This window comes from Flavobacterium sp. N1736, assembly GCF_025947065.1.
In the GTDB taxonomy this organism is placed as follows: domain Bacteria; phylum Bacteroidota; class Bacteroidia; order Flavobacteriales; family Flavobacteriaceae; genus Flavobacterium.
The window spans coordinates 3,854,990-3,874,422 of the sequence record NZ_CP109994.1 but is presented as its reverse complement, the minus strand read 5'-3'; the positions used below and the strand labels follow the sequence as shown (position 1 = coordinate 3,874,422).

Sequence of the window (19,433 nt, the reverse complement as noted above, 5' to 3'; positions counted from 1 at the left end):
AACCAATCTTTGTCGATATTGTAAAGGACATTCCTTGTTAGGGAATGACAAAAAAGTTGAATGGAAATTGCTTCGCTAGTTCGCTTTCGCTCGTGTCCTCGTTAGGAATAACAAAAGTTTAAATGTAAATTTTCGGATTATGAAAATTATTGAAAAAGAAATTTTATCATTAGAAGAAAAAGAAATTCTACGTGAGATTTGGAACAACGAATATCCGGCAAGATTGCATTTAAAAACTATTGAAGATTTTGAAATCTATTTAAACGGACTTTCGAATACAAAACATTATTTACTGTTTGATGATTCAGACAAAATTATTGGTTGGACATTTACTTTTTTGAGAGAAGGAGAAGATTGGTTTGCTATAATTTTGGACAGCAAAATTCAGGGAAAAGGAAACGGCTCGCTTTTGATCAATCAAATTAAAAAGAAAAACACTAGTTTGAATGGTTGGGTAATTGATAACGAAAAGGAATTAAAACAAAATAATGAATTCTATAAATCTCCAATGCCGTTTTATATTAAAAATGGTTTTACAATTTTGACAGAAACCAGAATTGAAAATGAAAAAATGTCGGCTGTAAAAATTAATTGGAGAAGCGAAGAAAAAATATAAATATTAAAAATGAAACCCTAAAAGTGAAATTTTACTTTTAGGGTTTGCTATAACATTAAACCAAAAATACCTATAATTAAAAAATGGACGTTTTAAACAAAAAACATTTTCTTACTGTAAAAGACCATTCTGTTTCTAAAGAAATTTTCGAATTGTATTACGATGAAACTTTAGACATGTTGATTACATCTCCGCAACCAGATTTACAAAATTTGGGAAGATATTACGAAAGCGAAGATTATATTTCGCACACAGATAACAAACGTTCGTTATTTGAAAAAGCATATCACTTTGTGAAAAATATTGCTTTAAAAAATAAACTCAATTTAATAAATGCTGAACAATCTCAAAAAGGAAAAATTTTAGACATTGGTGCCGGAACCGGAGATTTTTTATTAACGGCAAAAAATGATGGTTGGGAAACTGTTGGAGTAGAACCAAGCGACAGAGCAAAAAATATCGCAAAGCAAAAAGGAATTTCTTTTGTGGAAGAAATTAGCGAACTTGAAAATAATTCTTTTGACGTAATTACAATGTGGCACGTTTTAGAACACGTTCCAAATTTAGAACTTCAAATTCAGGAATTGAAGCGTTTGCTAAAACCAACTGGAACATTAATTGTTGCGGTTCCAAATTTTAAATCGTACGACGCAAAATATTATAATGAATTTTGGGCAGCTTATGATGTGCCAATTCATTTTTGGCATTTCTCAAAAAAAGCGATTCAGTCGCTTTTTCAAAAAGTCGATATGAAATTGGAAAAAGTGCTTCCAATGAAATTTGATTCTTTTTATGTGAGCTTATTATCTGAAAAATACAAAACGGGAAAAATGAATTACATCAATGCATTTTTTGTTGGTTTACGATCAAATTTAAAAGCAGGCGGTACGAAAGAGTATTCATCGCACATTTACGTCATAAAAAACAGCTAAAACGCAAAATAAGCGTGTTTGCAGGACTATTTTGGTGCTGGCGAGGAGAAATATCCTCTTTTTTGAGAAACGAGCTCTAACAAAAGCTATAAAAGCCACTTTTAATAGTGATATTTTATAGTAAGTTTAAGAGCTATAAGGAAAACTAATATCATAAAATTCGAGCATTTTTTAAACTTTATGTTGATGCTATTTATTTTTTTATATTTTTGTCTTCAATACATTAAAAAAATTAGAAATTTAGAAAATGAAAAAAGCATTAGTAATTATCGCACTTTCAATTTTGGTTGTTTCGTGTAATAAAACAGCAGAGGTTAAGGAAGTAAAAACAGCTTACGTTGATACTTCAGTTTTAATGAAAGAGTACACTGAAGCAAAAGATCTTGAAGCAAAATATAAAGCTCAAGCAGAAGAAAAGGGAAGACAGCTACAAGCGGAAATTACTCGTTTTAAACAAGACGCTGCTAATTTTCAAAGTCAGGCACAAGCAAACGGACAAGCCTGGGCTCAACAAAGAGGTGCTGAACTGCAAAAAAGAGAGCAGCAATTAAGTTATGCTCAACAAGCATTATCGCAACAATTGCAACAAGAAAGCGGTGTTGAAATGGATTCTCTTGTAAGCGGTGTTAAAAAATTCATTAAAGATTACGGTAAGAAAAACGGTTATTCTTATATCTACGGGACTGGTGATGCAGCTTCAATACTATACGCTGAAGAGAAATATGACATCACAAAAGATATCATTAAAGCTTTGAATGATAAGTACAAAGATGCTCCAAAAGCTGACAAACCTGCTGCTAAAGAAGGCGAAGAAGCTAAAAAATAATACCAAACTAACGAACAATTTTAAAAAACCTAAATCCTTAACGATTTAGGTTTTTTCTTTTATAAAAATAAGATACTTTAGTTCTTCAATAATTGCCCAATGCAAAACGTTTCAGAAGCTGCTGCTTACACCTTACAATTCATCAATCAAACGCAAAAATCTATATTTCTTACCGGTAAAGCAGGTACAGGAAAAACGACGCTTTTGCGTGAAATTATCGCTACAACACATAAAAACACAGTTGTAGTGGCGCCAACAGGAATTGCAGCCTTAAACGCAGGCGGAGTTACGATTCATTCTATGTTTCAATTGCCATTTTCGGCTTTTATTCCGTCTTATGATGAAGCTTCTCAATTTACAGAAACCGTGAAATTTGAGAATAAGGAAACGCTTCGCAGGCATTTTAAAATGAATAATGTCAAGCGAAATGTAATTCGCAATATGGAATTGCTGATTATTGACGAAGTAAGTATGCTGCGCGCTGATCTACTGGATGCTATCGATTTTATGATGCAGACCGTTCGCAGGAATTCGCGCTCATTTGGTGGCGTTCAGGTGCTTTTTATTGGGGATTTGTTGCAATTGCCGCCCGTAATTCGCGATGAAGAATGGCGAACTTTGCGCAATTATTACAAAGGGAAATTCTTTTTTCATTCACATGCAATTCAGCAAAATCCGCCGCTTTATATTGAATTATCTAAGATTTATCGCCAGACAGATGATACTTTTATCTCTGTTTTAAACAATCTTCGAAATAACCAGATAACGCCGCAGGATATTCAGATTTTAAACGAATATGTGCAGCCGGATTTTGATTTAAAAAACAATCCCGGTTATATCACGCTTACAACGCATAATGCGAAAGCTGATTCGATTAACGAACAGGCAATAAATGATTTAGCAGGTAATGAATTTGCTTTTCAACCGTTTATTGTTGGTGATTTTCCTGAAAAAATATTTCCGGTTGAAGAAAATCTAAAGTTGAAAGTAGGCGCGCAGGTTATGTTTGTTAAGAATGATATTTCTTTTGAGAAACGCTATTTCAACGGAAAAATGGGCGTTATAAAATCGCTTTCGCCAGAAGAAATCTTTGTTCATTTTCCGGAAGAGAATAAAACCATTGAAGTTGAAAAGTACGAATGGAAAAACATTCGATACAAAGTAAATGAGCTCACAAAAGAAATAGAAGAGGAGGTTTTGGGCACATTTGCACATTATCCGCTTAAATTGGCTTGGGCAATTACGGTGCACAAAAGTCAGGGATTAACTTTTGAGAAAGCTGCGCTCGACGTATCGCAAGTTTTTTTGCCCGGACAGGCATATGTTGCATTATCGCGTTTAACTTCCTTAAACGGGCTTATTTTGCTTTCTCCGATACAAATGAATGGTATTTCGAATGATCAGGATGTAATGGATTACGCTTTGAACAAAGCAACTGAGGAAGTTTTAAAGAATTCTTTGCATTTTGAAACGAAGAATTTTATTCATAACTATTTGATAAACAGTTTTAACTGGACAGATTTAGCTCAGGAATGGCGCAATCACCGTTTTAGTTATAACGAAAATGCCGTCAATTCTGAAAAAGCAAAACATTCAGTTTGGGCCGCAAAACGTTTAGAAACTATTGAATTGCTGATAGATCCTTCACAAAAGTTCATTCATCAACTTAATAAAATTTTCAATAAAGAAACCGTCGATTTGTTTTTTGTGCAGGAAAGGGTAGTGGCAGCTTATGATTATTTTTTCAAACCGATGGACAAATTGGTGACAGATCTTTTGCAGAAAATGGCTGAGATTCAGAAATTTAAAAAAGTAAAAGAATTTTACGAAGAATTAGCTTTTTTAGATGATCTGCAAACAAAGGCTGTTTTACGCTTAATGAAAGCCAAATTACTAATTGAAATTGTGGTTTCGGGAGAAACGATCTGCAAAGAAAAACTAACATCTTTGGCAATTAAAAATTATAAAACAGATAAAATTGCCAGGATTCGGGAGGAGTTTAAAATGACTAATACAGATATTTTTAAACTTGATGAACCTGCGATACGTTATACAGCCAAAAAACTGGATAAAAACGAACCAAAAGCTATAAAGAAAACGACAATAGAAGAAACGCACGATTTATGGCTTGAAAAAAATTCTATTCAGGATATTGCAAGAATCAGGAAACTCACGGTGCAAACTGTAGAAATGCATTTTGTTAAACTTATTCAGGCGAAAAAAGTGGATATATCCGATGTGCTTCCTTATGATAAAATTCTCGCACTTCGTGAAGCTTTTCAGTTTTACCAGGAAGAATCTTTAAATCCGTTAAAAGAAAAATACGGTGACGAATTTACATGGGATGAGCTTAAAATGTTTAAAGCCAGCATAAACTGATTTTAGATTTTAGATTTTAGATTTTAGATTTTAGATTTTAGATTTTAGATTTTAGATTTTGCTAACTAACATTATGTAAAATAGGGGAATTGGAAGTAATTATTTCTTTTAATTGTTCCACGTTAAACAGCAAATATTTGTAACTTAGAGTTTATCGGTTTAAATATTATAACGTTATCTAAAAATTTATGAAAAAGCTATTATATATCATCATCATTATTTTTTCGAGTCATTTGGCAATAGGGCAAGATTTAAAACCAGAGTATCAAAAGTTCGTTAAAAGCTTTATTGCGAAAGTGAAAAGTAATGACAAAGAAGGAATTGCGACTTTTATTACTTTTCCGCTTAAAAGAGAATATCCAATCACTGCGGTTAAAAACAAAACCGATTTTATAAAAAGATACGATCAGATTTTTGATGTCACTCTGAGGAATGAAATTATTAAATCAAATCCTGCAAAAGATTGGAGCGACGTTGGCTGGCGTGGCATAATGCTGAATAACGGTACTTTATGGATTGATACAAATGGGAAAGTTTTTGCAATTAATTATCAGTCAAAATTTGAAGCAGATCTGGAAAATAAGTTAGTAGCTGCTGAAAAAAGCAAACTTCATCCGTCGATCGCGAAGTTTATTAATCCGGTTTATATTTTGGAAACTTCTAAATTTAGAATCAGAATTGACAATTTAGGAAATGATAATTTGGGAAATGACAATTACAGATATGCTTCATGGTCTATTAAAAAACCAATGAGTGCAGAGCCTGATTTAGTGATTACTAACGGACAGTGGATTGCAGATGGAAGCGGAGGAAACGGTAAATATAATTTTAAAAAAGGAGCTTATCTTTATGAATGTTATATCATTGTAATGGGCGAGGATAGTTCGCCGCCGGCAACATTAACGATCTATCAAAACCAAAAAGAAATACTCTCTCAGAATGCAAAAATAGTGAAGTAAAAAAAAAGCCTGTTCCACATGAAACAGGCTTTTTTGTTTTATATCTCGGCTTGTACTTTGTCTAAAGCCTTTTGCTGATCAATTTGTTTTACTTTAAGTTTTTGAATTTCAAGTTCATTCTTTTTCAGTTTCACTTGTTGTTTCTGTGCATCTTCATCAGAAAGTGAACCTAATTTAGAACTTATCTTTTGATTATCTGCTTCTAGTTTTGCAACTTTCTTTTTGTTGTTCTGCAGATCTTTTTCAGAATTTTTCAAATCTTTTTGATGTTTCTCTACACGTTTTTGCTCTTTTTTTAATTTATCCTGTTCGTCATTTAGTTTCGCATGATATTCATCAGATGCTTTTTTAGCTTCTTTTTGAGCCTTTTGATTGATGATTTGCTGTTCTTTGTCACTAGTTACTATTTGCTGCGCAAAAAACGCCTGAGAACTTAGCATTAACATTATTGCCAATGTGAATTTAATGGTACTATTCATTTCGATTATTTTTAAATTGAAAACAAAAATAAACGTTGAATTATTGGCGCTGTGATTGTATAAGGTTTTTAGAAGATAAAATAAGGCAAAAAAAATCCAATTCTTTAGAACTGGATTTTTTTAATTTTTATAAAGATTCGACTAAAATCCAGGCTTGTGGATTTTCGCCTTTTTGAATTTCTTTTTGAGCTTTTTCGGCTTCAGCCATTGTAGCGTAGCTTCCGTATAAAACTGGGAATAATCCGTGTTTGTTTTCGCCAAGCATTCTGGCATTATAACCATCTTTAATTAATTGGTCATACGCTTTTTTAGCATTTTGTTCACTCCTGAAAGCACCTGCCATAATGTGATAAGGCATTTTTGTTTCAACAGTTTCTGTTTTATATGAATCTACAGAAAGTGTAACAGCCGGCAACGGATTTTGAATAAAGAATGTTGCTTCTTGTATTTTGTTTTCTACTTTTTTCTGAACAGCACTTTGAACGATAAGTGTTTGTGTGGCAATTTGGTTTTGGTATATCGGATATCCAATACTTCCTGTAATTCCAAGACCTAAAACAAATATTGCTGCATATCTCAAATAAGATTTAGAAGATTTTACTTCTTCCTCTTCATTTTCAAGTAATGCTATAACTTCTCTTTCTTCAAGTTCTGCGACTTTTTTCTCAAAAATTTCTCTTTTTACAAGGGGAGAAACAAACGGACTTAATCCAAATGAAGTAGTTAGGTAATTATGCTGATCGTTTGGACTGAAAACCATGTTTTGATCTGCGTTTAGACGAATATCACCAATGTTTTTTAAGTTTAAAACACCATATTCTTCTAACGTTTTTTTCCAGTTCATAACTTCATGGGCAATTGCACTGACAGCAAAACCATAAGATGTTTTTTCTGCCTGAGCAATATGATTTGCCAATAGTCCGTCGTTGTTTTTTAGAAGACTATTGAATGAGATCGTTTTTTTTGGTGGAAAAAACGAATTTGTGCTCTCATTAACCTGAGCAGGGTGAATTTCTGTTAGAAATGCTCCAAATCCAGGAACCGTTACACACTGGTAACGATACAATAATTGCGCGATGTAAGTTTCGATTTTCATAGTAACAAAGTTATGCATCCAATATAGTTATCAAAATTTTATTCACAATTTTTATTAACAACTTTCCGTAGATCTGTAGAAGATTCGCTTTCAGTAATTTAAAAGTAATTACTTTTTTGGAAATAATTATAATTTGCTTTAAAATTTTTATTTTAGGAAGAATTTACATCTATTTCATATCTTTGTTATTCTTAAAAGTAGTCAGGCTGATGTTGTTTTTAAGATTTTTTAGACTTCTTAAAAACGAAATACAAGTATGTTAGAACAGGATTTATTTTATTTATTAGCTTTATTAAAAGTCGACGGCGTTGGCGATATTATGGCTAAAAAGTTATTGACGCATTTTGGCAGTGCCAATGATGTTTTAACAGCCAAAACAAATCAAATTGCTGCGATTGACGGAGTAGGATCTGTATTATTGAGAAATCTAAGAGACAAATCTATTTTTGAAAAAGCCAGTTTAGAGCTTGAATTTATTAAGGCAAATGATATAAATGTTTCTTTTTTTAAAGACGAAGATTATCCGGAGCGGCTTAAACATTGCATTGATTCGCCGGTTTTAATTTTTTCTGCAGGAAACATTAATCTTAAAAATAAAAGAATTATCAGCATTGTTGGAACGAGGCAGATTACTTCGTACGGAACTGAATTTTGCAGAAAACTCATAGAAGATCTCGCGCCGCTTGATCCTGTAATAGTCAGTGGATTTGCTTATGGTGTTGATATTATGGCGCATCAGTTTGCCATGGAAAATAACTTGCAAACCATTGGAGTTTTGGCGCATGGCTTAAATCAGATTTATCCAAAAACACATAAAAAATATGTCGCAAAAATGGAACAAAACGGTGGTTTTATTACTGAATTTTGGAGCTCTTCAAATCCTGATAAAGAGAATTTTGTACGCAGAAACCGTATCGTTGCCGGAATGACCGAGGCTACAATCGTTATCGAATCTGCTGATACAGGCGGATCGCTAATTACAGCAAATCTGGCAAATGATTATAACCGTGATGTTTTTGCTGTTCCCGGCAGAGTTACAGATAAGTATAGTCAGGGTTGCAATAACCTGATTAAAACACAAAAGGCAAATGTTTTGTCGAGTGCCGCAGATTTAGTTTATATTCTTAACTGGGATATTGAGAAAAAAGTAAAACCTATTCAGAAATCATTGTTTGTTGATCTTGATCCCGACGAACAAAAGGTATATGATTTTTTACTCAAAAACGGAAAAGAATTACTTGACACTATTGCGCTACAATGTGATTTCCCGATTTTTAAAATATCAGGAATGCTTTTAAATATGGAACTTAAAGGCGTAATTCGACCTTTGCCCGGCAAATTATTCGAATCTATTTAAGGCGTAAATTCTTTTAAATAGCGGTTCCTAAGTTTTTAATACTTTGTGAATTTCTGTGAAATCTTTGTGCAGCTTTGTGGTATAACTTATTTCCCTGTAAATTCAGCTTTACGTTTTTCTACGAATGGTGTTGTTCCTTCTTTAAAATTCTGATTTTCAAATCATTTCCCCAATGATAAACTCAGCTTTTACTTTTAAAATGCTTGTACAATTGGTACAAAACAATGATTATAATAATGGCGAAAATAACGTTCAGAATTTGAAACAAATAAGGCGGAACGTCATAATCTTCTATTAATTTGTTCATTTTTATTTGGTTTTAGTTATGGATTTGTTTGAAGCTTTAACTGATTTTTAATGCAACTTATTGAATATGATGAAATTACAAATTATTTATTAGTTTTCGCACATTTACAAATAAAAATGCCTCCTGAATATTCAGGAGGCATTTTTATTTTGTTCAGCTTCGAATTTATTTTCCAAATCCAAGAACTTCTCTAACTTTTTGGAGAACGCCATCAGCAACAACAGAAGCTTTTGAAGCACCTTTTTTTAATAAGTTATCGACTTCTTCAAGATTGCTAATGTAGTAATTGTATTTTTCTCTTTCGGTTTTAAATTTTTCTGTAATCAATTCAAACAAAGCTTGTTTTGCATGCCCATAACCATAATTTCCGCCTAAATAATTCGCTCTCATTTCGGCAATTTGAGTTTCATTTGCCAATAAAGAATAAATTGCAAAAGCATTGCAGGTATCCGGATTTTTTGGTTCTTCAAGTGGTGTACTATCTGTTTCAATACTCATAACCTGCTTGCGAAGCGTTTTATCGTCAAGGAAAATATTGATAATATTATTAGCAGATTTACTCATTTTCCCTCCGTTTGTTCCCGGAATCAACATACTGTCTTCCTGAATTTTAGCTTCCGGAATTACAAACGTTTCTCCCATTTGGTGGTTAAAACGGGAAGCCACATCGCGCGTAATTTCTAAATGCTGCAATTGGTCTTTTCCAACCGGAACAAATTCAGCATCATACAATAAAATATCTGCTGCCATTAACATCGGATAGGTAAAAAGTCCGGCATTAACATCATCCAAACGATCGGATTTATCTTTGAAAGAATGTGCCAAAGTCAAACGCTGAAACGGAAAAAAGCAACTTAAATACCAGGTTAATTCAGCAGTTTGCGTCACATCAGATTGTCTGTAAAACGTAACTTTATCAGGATTTAGACCACATGCAAGCCACGCCGCTGCAGTACTATAAGTGTTTTCTCTTAATGTTTTACCATCTTTTATTTGCGTAATCGAATGTAAATCAGCAATAAACAAATATGATTCGTTTGCCGGATTGTTTGATAATTCGATTGCAGGAATAATTGCTCCCAATAAATTGCCTAAGTGTGGCGTTCCAGTACTCTGAACACCAGTCAGTATTTTTGCCATTCTCGTTTTTTCTTATTACTAAACGCAAAGTTCGTTTTTTTAACTCAAAATGTGTAAGTTTTTGTAAAGTTTCAAATTTTATTATCCCATCTTATCGTTTTTTCACCACAGAGAACACAAAGTTTTTTTCTCTTTTTATGTCATTTCTCATTTTATGTCATTTCGACGGAGGAGAAATCACACTAGAATTTCCACAAGCAGAGTCGCCAATCTTTGTAGAATTATGTGTGATTTCTACTCCGTCGAAATGACAAACAGTACGATTGTCATTGGATTTAAAAAGATTTCCAGGCAAGATTAATTCTTTTTGTAAAATTCCTTTCTGATTTCTTACATTTGAAACCATGAAAGGAATTAAAATTGTTTTTTGGATTGTTTGGCGCATTTGGTTTTACATTTTAATGGCCATTCCGATATTGATTATGCTGCCATTTTTGCTTGTTTCTATAATAACTGAGAGTGGATATCCATATTTCTTTAAAATGGCTCGTATTTGGGCTAGATTTATCCTTTTCGGAATGGGTTTTTATTACAAAATCGAGCGTTTGCAAAAACTGGAGAAAGGCAAAAGTTATATGATTGTCGCCAATCATACTTCAATGACAGATATTATGCTGATGTTGGTGATTGTTCGAAATCCGTTTGTTTTTGTTGGAAAGAAAGAACTTTCGAAGATTCCGTTGTTTGGATTTTTCTATAAAAGAACCTGCATTTTAGTAGACAGAAGTTCATCAAGAAGTAAAAATGAAGTTTTTAAAAGAGCACAAGACAGATTAAATCAAGGACTTAGTATTTGTATTTTTCCTGAAGGAGGCGTTCCGGACGATGAAAGTATTTTATTGGATGAATTTAAAGATGGTGCTTTTCGCCTTGCAATTGATCATCAAATTCCGATTGTGCCAATTGTTTTTGCCGATAATAAAGAACGATTTTCGTATACATTTTTAAGCGGAAGTCCGGGCAAAATGAGAATTAAAGTTTTACCATTTGTTGAAACAAAAGGACTTGCAAGCGAAAACAGAAAAGAGCTTAGAGACGAGGTAAGACAATTGATTTATAAAGGCTTACTTGAATTTAAAAAGGAAAAACTACAAGAGTAATTAAATAATAAACCCGGCAAGCTTTTACAGTTTGCCGGGTTTTATTTTGAATTAAAACCCCTTTTATATTCAAAATTTATCGATGTATTATTTTCTCAGAAATAAAACGTAATACTTTCTTAATTTTTAATTTGGTTTTTTTGCGGTTTTTATTCAACAACACTTCCAGTTTCTCTTTCATGGTTACAATCTTAAAGGTTGATAATAAAGAGTTTGATTAGAACTCAGGTTAACGTCACAATTATTAGATTGTAAGAAACACGAAAGGTTGCGCAGAAAAGTAAACTATTTCTTTAAAAACAATAAAAACCCGTTAGCACCAAAAAACTAACGGATTTTCATTAAACAATAAACAACCAAATTTATTCTAAAAATAAACTCTCGAATACAGTATTTATGGCAGTAAATACCAGGTAAAATCGTAAGTCTTTTTATAAGATGCAATTGTTTGAAAATGGTTGCGTCAATTTTTTTACTTTTTTTAAATAAAAAAACCCGACAGGTTTTTAAAACCTGTCGGGTTGGAATTATAAAGTCGGTAATTTACTGACTTTTAATTTATTAAGCGTTAGCCAATTCTTTGATATGAGCTTTAATTTTAAGCTCTAACTCATCAGCTAATTCTGGATTATCTTTAATTAATGCTTTTACTGCGTCACGTCCTTGTCCTAATTTGGTGTCTCCGTAGCTAAACCAGGATCCTGCTTTTTTAACGATATCAAATTCAACAGCTAAATCTAAAATTTCACCGGTTTTAGAAACTCCTTCACCGTACATAATGTCGAATTCGGCAGTTTTAAAAGGCGGTGCTACTTTGTTTTTAACCACTTTTACTTTGGTTCTGTTTCCGATCACATTTTCCCCGTCTTTAATTTGAGATGAACGACGAATATCTAAACGTACAGAAGCATAGAATTTTAAGGCATTACCACCCGTTGTAGTTTCAGGATTTCCAAACATTACACCAATTTTCTCTCTCAACTGGTTGATGAAGAAAACAGTACAATTTGTTTTGCTGATAGTTCCGGTTAGTTTTCTCAAAGCCTGAGACATCAAACGAGCGTGAAGACCCATTTTAGAATCTCCCATTTCGCCTTCGATTTCACTTTTTGGAGTCAATGCAGCAACCGAGTCAATAACAACAATATCAATTGCTCCTGAACGAATTAAGTTTTCGGCAATTTCTAAAGCTTGTTCACCATTGTCTGGTTGTGAGATAATTAGGTTTTCGATATCTACGCCTAATTTTTCGGCATAATTTCTATCAAAAGCGTGCTCTGCATCTATAAAAGCTGCAATTCCGCCTGCTTTTTGAGCTTCGGCAATTGCATGTAATGTCAATGTAGTTTTACCAGAAGATTCCGGTCCGTAAATTTCGATAATTCTTCCTCTTGGATAACCATTAACTCCAAGTGCTAAATCAACACCAAGAGAACCAGAAGAAATTGTTTCAACTTCTACAATGGCTTTATCGCCCATTTTCATTACGGTTCCCTTTCCGTAAGTTTTATCTAGTTTGTCAAGCGTAAGTTGTAGCGCTTTTAATTTGGCATCTTTCTCTGAACTCATCTTTTCTTTTTCTTTTTCTTTCATCTAAGTTTTTATATTTTCTCTTTCAAGTGTAAATCAGAAAATGAAATAACTTCCTGATTTAGATTTTCATGGGCATGTAATTTTGTAAAATTAGTTCTTTTTTTTGAAGTATCATTACCTCAAATTGTTCCAAATTGTCACAAATTTTACTATAAAAATAAAGCCTTTAATTCTGTCGCTTCAGAAGGTTTTATTTTTCCGGCAAGCAGTAAACTCAACTGTTTACGACGCAATGCAGCATCAAAACGCTGTATTTCAAGTTCCGTTTCAGGAGCAATTGCCGGCACTTCAACCGGTCTTCCGGTATCGTCAACAGCAACAAAAGTATAAATAGCTTCGTTTGCTTTGGTTCTGTTTCCGGATTCGCGGTCTTCAACCCAAACATCGATAAAAACTTCCATCGAACTTTTGAAAGATCTGGATACTTTTGCTTCAACAGTAACAACGCTTCCTAATGAAATTGCTCTGTTAAAAGCGACGTGATTTACAGAAGCCGTAACCACAATTCGGCGCGAATGTCTGCGGGCAGCGATACTTGCTGCACGATCCATTCTGGCTAATAATTCGCCGCCAAAAAGATTGTTTAAAGGATTTGTTTCACTTGGCAAAACTAAATCAGTTAAAATAGTTAGAGATTCTGAAGGATGTTTTGGATTCATTTTTTTAATAATAAAATTTTGTTTTTGCTATTCGCTAAAGCGAATAAATTTATTTTTTTGCCATAGATTTCACAGATTAAAATGATTAAAAAATCTGTGAGAATCTGTGAAATCTGTGGCTATTTTTTAAAATTGAGGCTAATTTAATTCAGCCAATAAACAGCCATAACAGCCGGAATAAAATAGATAACAATGGTTCTTGCGCCATCGTAATCTTTGGCAAGCCGTTGTCCGAAAAGCATCATTAACAATGAAATACAAGAAAAAACGGCACCGTAAAAACCAAATTCACGACCACTGTTTGTAAGTAATTGTATAGCGCCAACGACACATAATGTTCCTGAAATTAATTCTAAAATTAAAAGATGAAGCAAGGCAAGCGGCACTTGATTTTTGAGTGGCGTTTTTGCAAAATGCTCTTTTAACCAGGAAACATTATCTTTCCAGTAAAATATTTTCTCGTAGCCTGATTGTAAAAATGTTAAGGCCAAAAAAATCAAAAGTAAAATAGAGGCAACATTATTCATTTGAAAATTATTTTTTATGAATTAAACGAGTCAGTTTTATAGATAAATCGGTAAGAATTATTTTTGCATTTCCGTTTCTTTCAATATGATACATTGCATCTGAAAGTTCTTTGAAAATATCGTGAATGTTGTTTCCGTTTACAAAAGGCGCAAAATTTTCGAGTTTAAATTTGTCGACTTTTGGTTCGATATAAACCAAACCCGGCGCTTCATAATTTAGCAAAAGTGCCTGACGGAACATTTCGATACAAAACTGAATGAATTTTTTCTGGCTTTCACGGCCTAATCCTGCAATTTCTTCGCTCCATGATATCAAATCCTGAATTGCTGCGGCATTTCCTTTGGCTCTAAAAGCGGCGCGAACCCAATTTACAAACCATTGTTCAAAAGGATATTCAGCATCGTCTTCTTTTAATAAAGAAATGGCTTTGTTGAAATTTCCCTGTGCCTGATGTGCAATTTTTTTGGCGAGATTTGAATCTGTATTTTCCTGAGAAACGAGTGCGTCGGCAATTACTTTTTCGGGTAAACCATTAAAGTGAATTACCTGACAGCGAGAGCGTATGGTTTGTATGATGTCTTCTTCATTTTCAGAAATCAGAATAAATATGGTTTTATCCGAAGGTTCTTCCAATAATTTCAAAAGTTTATTTGATGCCGCAATATTCATTTTATCGGCCATCCAGATGATCATAATTTTGTAACCGCCTTCGTATGCTTTTAACGAAAGTGATTTTAAAACTTCCTGCGCATCTTCGACCCTGATTTCGCCTTGTTTGTTTTGAACGCCCAGAATTTTATACCAGTCAAATAATCCGCCGTATGGCATTTCCTGAATAAAATTTCGCCAGTCCTGGATGAAATCTAAACTCTTGGGTTTTGTTTTAACATCTTCGGTTGTTACGGTTGGATAAATAAAATGCAAATCCGGATGTGAAATGTTTTGGAATTTTAGATTACAGGAATCATTTCCGTTTGAATTTTCGTCGCCTGTGTTGTTGCATAAAATATATTGCGCGTAAGCAATAGCGGTCGATAAGGTGCCGCTTCCTTCTGGCCCAATAAATAATTGTGCGTGCGGAATTCGTCCGGAAGATGCACTTTTTATCAAGTGACTTTTGATGTAATCCTGACCTAAAATTTGTGAAAATTGCATGAAGCAAAGATAGCAGAAAATGATGTAGTCAAAAATTTTCAGTAAAAAGTTTAAATCTTTGCATTCATTTTTGTATTTATGAAAAGGTTTTTAACTGAATTGTTGATTTATTTCTGCTAAAGTTTTATCAATACTGAGATGATTTGAATAGATATTAAGATTTTTTTGTTAATAGTTTTTGTTAAAATGTTTAAATCATATGTTTTTTTTAATTAAAATTATGCGTAAAGGGTTTGTTAATATAATCCATTTCTCACAAGAAAAAATTTTAACAAAATTAACAAAATCTTCGGCAAAACGCATATTTTCTCGACCTACGACCTTTTTTTAGGGTAAAATGAAGGTCGGTTTTTCAAAAAATAAAACATTAAAGTTGCGATTTAACATAATTTATATATTTTTGTTTTCATCAACAACCAATTTTAATAAGAATTTATGAAAGGGAAAATTATTTTTTTAAGCTTATTTTTTATTTTGACAACTGCGGCAGCATCGGCTCAAGCTAAAAACGCTCCCAGAAGTATTATTAGTACAACGGCTCTTATTCGTAAATACCATGATCAAAAAGAATTGAGTGGTATGCAAAAAGGAGAACTTTTGGAGTTGTATATTGAAAGAATTAAAGTTTTAGTTAAGACTCTTCCTTACATTGCATTGGTTACAAAACCTGGTGTGACGATGGCAGACTTAGGTATTCCGGACGATTCTGAGCACAAAAAAGTTTTAGATAATCAGGCTGTTGGTACGTCAGCATTTTTAGATGTGACTGTAGAGTTTCAAAGAAAAATGATGCCTTACTCTGATAAAGGAAACTTGATTGCAGCTATTTTATTTTACGAAAGCACATTAAAATCTTTACATGAGTTCAACGAATTGAACGAAATGTAATCAAAGAATAATTTTTTAAAACCTTTTTTGGAATGTTTACGTAAATGAACACGAACATTTAAAAGAAAGTTTAAAAATATCAACTCGTTCTCGATGTGTTCTGATCTTTTCAGAAAAATCGAGATGAGTTTTTATCATATTACGCATACCCAAATTTATTATTAACCTAATACCCTTTATCATGAAAAAAATTACTCAAATTATCTGCGTTCTTTTGACAGTTACGAGTATGAGTGCTCAACAAGAAAAAGGAATTATGGGCTACAACAACTGGTTGAACAACTGGACTGAATTTAAGCCTAACAAAGTGGACTATGGAGAAGCAAACCAAATTTTAGCAGGAAACATTTCTGTTAATACTAAATTGCTAAAAAGAAACATTTATGTTTTGCAAGGAAACGTTTATGTTACTAACAACGCCGTTTTAACAATTGAACCGGGAACTTTAATTATTGGTGATTTCGAAACAAAAGGAACATTGGTAGTTACAAAGGGTGCGCAACTTGTTGCAGATGGTTTAGAAACAGATCCAATTGTATTTACATCAAACCGCAGCCAGAAAAAAGCTGGTGACTGGGGTGGAATTGTAATGCTTGGTGATGCACCAATTAATAAATTTGGAAATGTTGGTTCTTATAACTTAGATCTTGACCCTACACTTACTACTTACGGTGGTGACAATGTAGCTGGTAACTCAGGAATTTTAAGATTTGTGAGAATCGAGTTTGCAGGTAAAAAAGTTAAAGGTGCTGACACTTTCAACGGATTAACAGTTGCTGGTGTTGGAAACAAAACAATTCTTGAAAACGTAATGGTAAGCTACTCTGGTGGTGACTCATTTGCTTTTTATGGAGGTGATTTGAATGCTACTAAATTGGTTTCTTACAAATCAATCAACGACGATTACAAATTTACTCAAGGTGTTCAATGTCGTTTATACAATTCATTAGCGGTAAGATCTTCTTATTTATCAAGTAATAAAGATGGTTCTCGTTGCATGGAAGTAAAATCATACGAAAAGAAAAGTGAAACAGATTTTACTAAAAAACAAACTTTAGTTGCTGCAACAAACATTACAATGCTTAATGATAGCGAAAACATTAGTGCTGATATTCAATCAGGTTTAGTAAAAGAGGCGATTTATGTTGCTGAAAATGCTTCTCTTGAAATGAAAAGAAGCGTAATCTCTGGATTTAATCCTGCTGTTTTATTAGATAGCAAAACGGAGATTAACGATGCTAACCTTAAAAAAATCAAATTTGAAGAAATGTATTTCAACTTATGTAAAGGAAACATCTTTACAGAATACAATTCTAACAACGAAGATTTAGAGAGCTGGTATGGTAATACTGTTTTCTTTAATGTTAAATCTGAAAGCGACAACAAAGAGACATTCATTGATATCTTTAACCCTAAGAAACCAGATTTCAGACTACAATTAGGAAAAATTACAGCATCTAGCGGAAACAGATAGATACATTTAGATTTTTATTTCAGAGCGTAAATTTTATTAATAAGTCCCCAGACACAATTTATGTATTTCGTCTACAACGGACCCAAATAAAGATCAAAAAATAATGGCCCCGATAAAAAGATATTTTACTCGTATAATATTTTTGATTTCGCCTGTAACGTTATGTTTGTATGCACAGAGTAAAGTAGAAGAGCCTACGTTTTCTATTCATTCTGATTGCGCAATGACTTCGTGTACACTTAATCAAAAGAATGATATAGCTGATAAACGTATCAGCAAATTAGATAATTCTAATCAGTTTATAGTAGGGCTATCTACCCCCAAAGATAGCCTTACTATGGCAGCTGATCAGGATAATCAGTCAACTTCAGAATGTGAAGAAAATTCAGTAATTGCTGGTTCTTATTCGGTTCTTGCAAAAGGCATCATTGAGAATTACAAATACGATTTTTCTGAGACATTTATTGATATTTTGTTTTTTGAAGATATAGATTTAGCAAGAACACGCACTATATGATTCAAAAAATTACTCTATCTTTTACTAAATTGATATTATTCTTCGGCGCATTTCTTGCAATCGAATCAAACGTTAATGCACAAACAATTGTGCCGCAAACATTTGATGATGGGTTTGTACAAATGTGCGCCGGAGAATCTTTCAATGAGTTTTATGCTACATTCAGTTATATTAATTTTCCGGTAGGAACAACTTTTGTAATTGAGCTTTTGGATCCTTCAAATAATCCTGTAGCTACAACTTTACTACAGCCGCCTGTTAATAATACTCCAACACAACAAACTATTAAATTTGCGGTACCAACAACTTTAGTTGGTGCTGATAATTATGGCGTACGTGTTAAAAGTTCTACAGGAACTGTAAGTACAAGATTTAAAAATGCAGCAGGAAATACTTCTTTTGGAGCTTATTACAAAAATTTCGAAGCCTCTTTTTTCATTAATGACAAAAACAGTACAGCAACACTTTGTTCAGGTGGAAGCATAACACTTTCTGTCGTTACCGAGACTTCATCACCGGCAAATTTCCCAAATCTTAAATACAGATGGTTTAAGGACGATGTTCTTATTTCTGGTCAAACCGGTAAATCACTTAGCGTGAATGCTCCCGGACAGTATTATTCTCAGGTAGATTATGGAGTTTGTACAGAACCAAATATTAGTTCAAACAGGGTTAATGTTGTTTCGTCAAGTTCTGGTTCTGCAGTAACTATTAGTTCAAGTTTAGGAAACCCTTTTTGCTCTAATGGTACAGGAACAGTTTTAACAGCAACATCTGGAAATAGCTACAAATGGTTCAAAGACGGTACTGAAATTAGCGGAGCAACCAATCGCAGTTATACTACAAATGATTCAGGAGTTTATAAAGTTGAAGTAGATTTTGGTGGTTGTGTAGCATCAGGAAGTATTAATCTTAACAGCAGTGGTTTTAATGCGAGCATTGATGTTCCTGAAACTAATACTATAGAAGAAGGTGAAACTTTAAGTGTTAGCATAACAACCGATGCAACAAGTCCAACATTTGAGTGGTATTTAAATGGTAATATCATAAACGGTGTAACAACTGCAAATCATGTGATAGCCGTAAGAGGTAATTACAAAGTTGTAATTTCTCAGGCATCAGGATGTGTGGCTACGAGAGAGTTTAATTTTAAAGTTACCGGTCCGTCAGGTCCGTCAACGGTTATTCCAAATATTATTAAATTAAGTGGTTTAAATCCATATTGGAATATCCCTAGTGAATATAAAAATGCAAACACCAAAGTAATGATTATAAGTTCGAATGGTGATATGGTTCTGGATGTTGTCGATTATCAAGGCGATTGGCCACAGACCTCAATTGATTTTAAAAATGTAAATCCAGTTTATTACTATGTCATTAAAGGCGACACAGGTGAGAAAAAAGGATCAATAACTGTGATTAAATAAT

At 33.2% G+C, this 19,433-nt stretch carries 19 protein-coding genes; 11 read left to right on the top strand and 8 right to left on the bottom strand.

The features are described 5' to 3' along the window. Nucleotides 1-139 precede the first annotated feature (139 nt). The 5 genes from OLM54_RS16385 to OLM54_RS16365 all read left to right on the top strand — a co-directional run bounded on the left by OLM54_RS16385 (nucleotide 140) and on the right by OLM54_RS16365 (nucleotide 5,712). Nucleotides 140-616, top strand: coding sequence for a GNAT family N-acetyltransferase (locus OLM54_RS16385; RefSeq protein WP_264535647.1), 477 nt, complete (start codon nucleotides 140-142; stop codon nucleotides 614-616). Between the two features lie 83 nt (nucleotides 617-699). Next, nucleotides 700-1,548 (top strand): class I SAM-dependent methyltransferase, encoded by an 849-nt coding sequence (locus OLM54_RS16380; protein ID WP_264535646.1) that lies wholly within the window; start codon nucleotides 700-702, stop codon nucleotides 1,546-1,548. 247 nt (nucleotides 1,549-1,795) lie between these two features. Next, nucleotides 1,796-2,374 (top strand): OmpH family outer membrane protein, encoded by a 579-nt coding sequence (locus OLM54_RS16375; RefSeq protein WP_264535645.1) that lies wholly within the window; start codon nucleotides 1,796-1,798, stop codon nucleotides 2,372-2,374. Nucleotides 2,375-2,473: 99 nt separating this feature from the next. Beyond that, nucleotides 2,474-4,753: a helix-turn-helix domain-containing protein gene (locus OLM54_RS16370; RefSeq protein WP_264535644.1), complete on the top strand. Its 2,280-nt coding sequence runs from the start codon at nucleotides 2,474-2,476 to the stop codon at nucleotides 4,751-4,753. A gap of 188 nt (nucleotides 4,754-4,941) precedes the next feature. Continuing rightward, nucleotides 4,942-5,712 (top strand): hypothetical protein, encoded by a 771-nt coding sequence (locus OLM54_RS16365; RefSeq protein WP_264535643.1) that lies wholly within the window; start codon nucleotides 4,942-4,944, stop codon nucleotides 5,710-5,712. Between the two features lie 38 nt (nucleotides 5,713-5,750). On the opposite strand, the gene OLM54_RS16360 is transcribed toward OLM54_RS16365, so the two are convergent. Together OLM54_RS16360 and OLM54_RS16355 are read right to left on the bottom strand one after the other, a co-directional pair. Further along, nucleotides 5,751-6,191, bottom strand: coding sequence for a hypothetical protein (locus OLM54_RS16360; RefSeq protein ID WP_264535642.1), 441 nt, complete (start codon nucleotides 6,189-6,191; stop codon nucleotides 5,751-5,753). Nucleotides 6,192-6,318: 127 nt separating this feature from the next. After that, nucleotides 6,319-7,287 carry an SPOR domain-containing protein gene (locus OLM54_RS16355; RefSeq protein ID WP_264535641.1) on the bottom strand — a complete coding sequence of 323 codons (969 nt, stop codon included), beginning with the start codon at nucleotides 7,285-7,287 and terminating at the stop codon, nucleotides 6,319-6,321. Between the two features lie 256 nt (nucleotides 7,288-7,543). On the opposite strand from OLM54_RS16355, the gene dprA reads away from it, so the two are divergent. Next, entirely contained in the window at nucleotides 7,544-8,644 is a 1,101-nt protein-coding gene (gene dprA / locus OLM54_RS16350) for a DNA-processing protein DprA (RefSeq protein ID WP_264535640.1), read from the top strand. 181 nt (nucleotides 8,645-8,825) lie between these two features. On the opposite strand, the gene OLM54_RS16345 is transcribed toward dprA, so the two are convergent. Further along, a complete protein-coding gene (locus tag OLM54_RS16345) occupies nucleotides 8,826-8,951 on the bottom strand; it encodes a hypothetical protein (RefSeq protein ID WP_264535639.1) in 126 nt (41 codons plus the stop codon). A gap of 165 nt (nucleotides 8,952-9,116) precedes the next feature. After that, on the bottom strand, nucleotides 9,117-10,091 hold the full coding sequence (gene trpS / locus OLM54_RS16340) for a tryptophan--tRNA ligase (protein WP_264535638.1): 975 nt from the start codon (nucleotides 10,089-10,091) through the stop codon (nucleotides 9,117-9,119). Nucleotides 10,092-10,435: 344 nt separating this feature from the next. Between trpS and OLM54_RS16335 the strand changes: the two genes are divergently transcribed. Next, the gene (locus OLM54_RS16335) at nucleotides 10,436-11,191 is read left to right on the top strand and encodes a lysophospholipid acyltransferase family protein (RefSeq protein ID WP_264535637.1); all 756 of its coding nucleotides are present in this window, start codon (nucleotides 10,436-10,438) and stop codon (nucleotides 11,189-11,191) included. A 561-nt stretch (nucleotides 11,192-11,752) separates the two neighbouring features. Here OLM54_RS16335 and recA read toward each other — a convergent pair. From recA to OLM54_RS16315, 4 genes are all read right to left on the bottom strand, one after another. Next, nucleotides 11,753-12,760, bottom strand: coding sequence for a recombinase RecA (recA, locus tag OLM54_RS16330; RefSeq protein ID WP_264538575.1), 1,008 nt, complete (start codon nucleotides 12,758-12,760; stop codon nucleotides 11,753-11,755). A gap of 173 nt (nucleotides 12,761-12,933) precedes the next feature. Beyond that, a complete protein-coding gene (locus OLM54_RS16325) occupies nucleotides 12,934-13,443 on the bottom strand; it encodes an acyl-CoA thioesterase (protein WP_264535636.1) in 510 nt (169 codons plus the stop codon). A gap of 143 nt (nucleotides 13,444-13,586) precedes the next feature. Then, nucleotides 13,587-13,970 (bottom strand): DoxX family protein, encoded by a 384-nt coding sequence (locus tag OLM54_RS16320; RefSeq protein ID WP_264535635.1) that lies wholly within the window; start codon nucleotides 13,968-13,970, stop codon nucleotides 13,587-13,589. A gap of 7 nt (nucleotides 13,971-13,977) precedes the next feature. Further along, nucleotides 13,978-15,126 carry an ATP-binding protein gene (locus OLM54_RS16315; protein ID WP_264535634.1) on the bottom strand — a complete coding sequence of 383 codons (1,149 nt, stop codon included), beginning with the start codon at nucleotides 15,124-15,126 and terminating at the stop codon, nucleotides 13,978-13,980. A 435-nt stretch (nucleotides 15,127-15,561) separates the two neighbouring features. On the opposite strand from OLM54_RS16315, the gene OLM54_RS16310 reads away from it, so the two are divergent. From OLM54_RS16310 to sprC, 4 genes are all read left to right on the top strand, one after another. Further along, nucleotides 15,562-16,014, top strand: a complete 453-nt coding sequence (locus OLM54_RS16310; protein ID WP_042564935.1) for a hypothetical protein — start codon at nucleotides 15,562-15,564, stop codon at nucleotides 16,012-16,014. A 181-nt stretch (nucleotides 16,015-16,195) separates the two neighbouring features. Next, on the top strand, nucleotides 16,196-17,488 hold the full coding sequence (locus OLM54_RS16305; RefSeq protein WP_264535633.1) for a hypothetical protein: 1,293 nt from the start codon (nucleotides 16,196-16,198) through the stop codon (nucleotides 17,486-17,488). A 103-nt stretch (nucleotides 17,489-17,591) separates the two neighbouring features. Beyond that, the gene (locus OLM54_RS16300; RefSeq protein ID WP_264535632.1) at nucleotides 17,592-18,005 is read left to right on the top strand and encodes a hypothetical protein; all 414 of its coding nucleotides are present in this window, start codon (nucleotides 17,592-17,594) and stop codon (nucleotides 18,003-18,005) included. Then, complete coding sequence (gene sprC, locus OLM54_RS16295) at nucleotides 18,002-19,432, top strand: gliding motility protein SprC (RefSeq protein ID WP_264535631.1); 1,431 nt, start codon at nucleotides 18,002-18,004, stop codon at nucleotides 19,430-19,432. The genes OLM54_RS16300 and sprC overlap by 4 nt, the downstream gene beginning before the upstream one ends. The last annotated feature ends 1 nt before the right edge of the window (nucleotide 19,433 follow it).

Excerpts from the sequence above, each read along its gene's own strand:
- OLM54_RS16385 (WP_264535647.1), top strand. The coding sequence starts at position 140 with ATGAAAATTATTGAAAAAGAAATTTTATCATTAGAAGAAAAAGAAATT.
- OLM54_RS16380 (WP_264535646.1), top strand. The coding sequence starts at position 700 with ATGGACGTTTTAAACAAAAAACATTTTCTTACTGTAAAAGACCATTCT.
- OLM54_RS16375 (WP_264535645.1), top strand. The coding sequence starts at position 1,796 with ATGAAAAAAGCATTAGTAATTATCGCACTTTCAATTTTGGTTGTTTCG.
- OLM54_RS16370 (WP_264535644.1), top strand. The coding sequence starts at position 2,474 with ATGCAAAACGTTTCAGAAGCTGCTGCTTACACCTTACAATTCATCAAT.
- OLM54_RS16365 (WP_264535643.1), top strand. The coding sequence starts at position 4,942 with ATGAAAAAGCTATTATATATCATCATCATTATTTTTTCGAGTCATTTG.
- OLM54_RS16360 (WP_264535642.1), bottom strand. The coding sequence starts at position 6,191 with ATGAATAGTACCATTAAATTCACATTGGCAATAATGTTAATGCTAAGT.
- OLM54_RS16355 (WP_264535641.1), bottom strand. The coding sequence starts at position 7,287 with ATGAAAATCGAAACTTACATCGCGCAATTATTGTATCGTTACCAGTGT.
- dprA (WP_264535640.1), top strand. The coding sequence starts at position 7,544 with ATGTTAGAACAGGATTTATTTTATTTATTAGCTTTATTAAAAGTCGAC.
- OLM54_RS16345 (WP_264535639.1), bottom strand. The coding sequence starts at position 8,951 with ATGAACAAATTAATAGAAGATTATGACGTTCCGCCTTATTTGTTTCAA.
- trpS (WP_264535638.1), bottom strand. The coding sequence starts at position 10,091 with ATGGCAAAAATACTGACTGGTGTTCAGAGTACTGGAACGCCACACTTA.
- OLM54_RS16335 (WP_264535637.1), top strand. The coding sequence starts at position 10,436 with ATGAAAGGAATTAAAATTGTTTTTTGGATTGTTTGGCGCATTTGGTTT.
- recA (WP_264538575.1), bottom strand. The coding sequence starts at position 12,760 with ATGAGTTCAGAGAAAGATGCCAAATTAAAAGCGCTACAACTTACGCTT.
- OLM54_RS16325 (WP_264535636.1), bottom strand. The coding sequence starts at position 13,443 with ATGAATCCAAAACATCCTTCAGAATCTCTAACTATTTTAACTGATTTA.
- OLM54_RS16320 (WP_264535635.1), bottom strand. The coding sequence starts at position 13,970 with ATGAATAATGTTGCCTCTATTTTACTTTTGATTTTTTTGGCCTTAACA.
- OLM54_RS16315 (WP_264535634.1), bottom strand. The coding sequence starts at position 15,126 with ATGCAATTTTCACAAATTTTAGGTCAGGATTACATCAAAAGTCACTTG.
- OLM54_RS16310 (WP_042564935.1), top strand. The coding sequence starts at position 15,562 with ATGAAAGGGAAAATTATTTTTTTAAGCTTATTTTTTATTTTGACAACT.
- OLM54_RS16305 (WP_264535633.1), top strand. The coding sequence starts at position 16,196 with ATGAAAAAAATTACTCAAATTATCTGCGTTCTTTTGACAGTTACGAGT.
- OLM54_RS16300 (WP_264535632.1), top strand. The coding sequence starts at position 17,592 with ATGGCCCCGATAAAAAGATATTTTACTCGTATAATATTTTTGATTTCG.
- sprC (WP_264535631.1), top strand. The coding sequence starts at position 18,002 with ATGATTCAAAAAATTACTCTATCTTTTACTAAATTGATATTATTCTTC.